Source organism: Streptomyces phytophilus (assembly GCF_013870535.1).
GTDB classification, from domain to species: Bacteria; Actinomycetota; Actinomycetes; order Streptomycetales; family Streptomycetaceae; genus Streptomyces; species Streptomyces phytophilus.
Genome location: NZ_JACBXC010001603.1, coordinates 1 through 1,178, shown reverse-complemented (window position 1 = coordinate 1,178; position 1,178 = coordinate 1). Strand labels below are relative to the sequence as shown.

Annotated in this window: 1 protein-coding gene; it reads right to left on the bottom strand. The window is 70.2% G+C overall.

Annotation, left to right across the window (positions count from 1 at the left end):
- Positions 1 to 348: 348 nt before the first annotated feature.
- The coding region (locus tag H5J30_RS34560) for an RNA polymerase sigma factor SigF (RefSeq protein WP_258563686.1) at positions 349 to 1,178 on the bottom strand (830 nt) is incomplete at its 5' end.

The window sequence follows — 1,178 nt, the reverse complement described above, 5'->3', positions numbered from 1 at the left end:
AGGGCCCTGGGCCGTGGCGGCCCGGGCGTCGGGGAAAGCCGCTTGTGCGCCGACAGGCGCGACTTCGGTGAGCATCTGCGAGCTGCCCAGTTCTGCGGACATGCCACCCCCTTGAGGTCGCGGACGGTTCCAGGCCGCCCCTCCCGTTTGTACCGGTGGAGACTCGACTCCCGCCGGACTGCCGAGAGAAGCAGCCTCCGACTGAGATACCGGGTGCCGGGGCACGCCAAACACCGTTCCAGCAGAATGTCACAAGTCGGCAACGCGCTGTAGCGCCAAGTCGACATATACGCGCAGATACGGAGCCTGAACGTCAGCGATGACCCCGAAGAGTCCTACCCGATCCGGTTAGGAATCGATCCGGTTTGCGGATCGCAGTCGCGCAAAGCTGCGCGAAAGCAGCCGGGACACGTGCATCTGGGACAGCCCCAGCTCCGCGCTGATCTGCGACTGGGTCATGTTGCGGTAGTAGCGCAGCATGAGGATGCGCTGTTCGCGCTCCGGCAGTTGGACGAGGAGATGCCGTACGAGGTCGCGGTGCTCGACGCCGGCCAGCGCCGGGTCCTCGTACCCGAGCCGGTCCAGCAGCCCCGGCATGCCGTCGCCCTCCTGGGCGGCTTCGAGGGAGGTGGCGTAGTACGAGCGGCCGGCCTCGCGGCAGGCCCGTACCTCGTCCTCGCCGACCTTCAGATGCGCGGCGATCTCGGCGGTGGTGGGTGCGCGGCCGTGCCGTACGGTCAGGTCCTCGGTGGCGCCGCTGACCTGGGCCCACAGCTCGTGCAGCCGGCGGGGGACGTGGACGGTGCGGACGTTGTCCCTGAAGTAACGTTTGATCTCGCCCACCACCGTGGGCATGGCGAAGGTCGGGAACTGCACGCCGCGGGCCGGGTCGAAGCGGTCGATGGCGTGGATGAGGCCGATGGTGCCGACCTGGAGGACGTCCTCCATGGGCTCGTTGCGGCTGCGGAAGCGGGCGGCGGCGTAGCGGACGAGGGGCAGGTTGGCCTCGATGAGCGCGGTACGGACGCGGGTGTGCTCGGGGGTGCCGGGTTCCAGGGCCGTGAGCTGGGCGAAGAGGGTGCGGGTGAGGGTGCGGGAGTCGGGTTTGCGGGGCTCCTCGGGGTCGCCGGGGTCCCCGGGCCCCGCGGGCTCGACCGGCTCGGCGGGGCCGCCGGGGG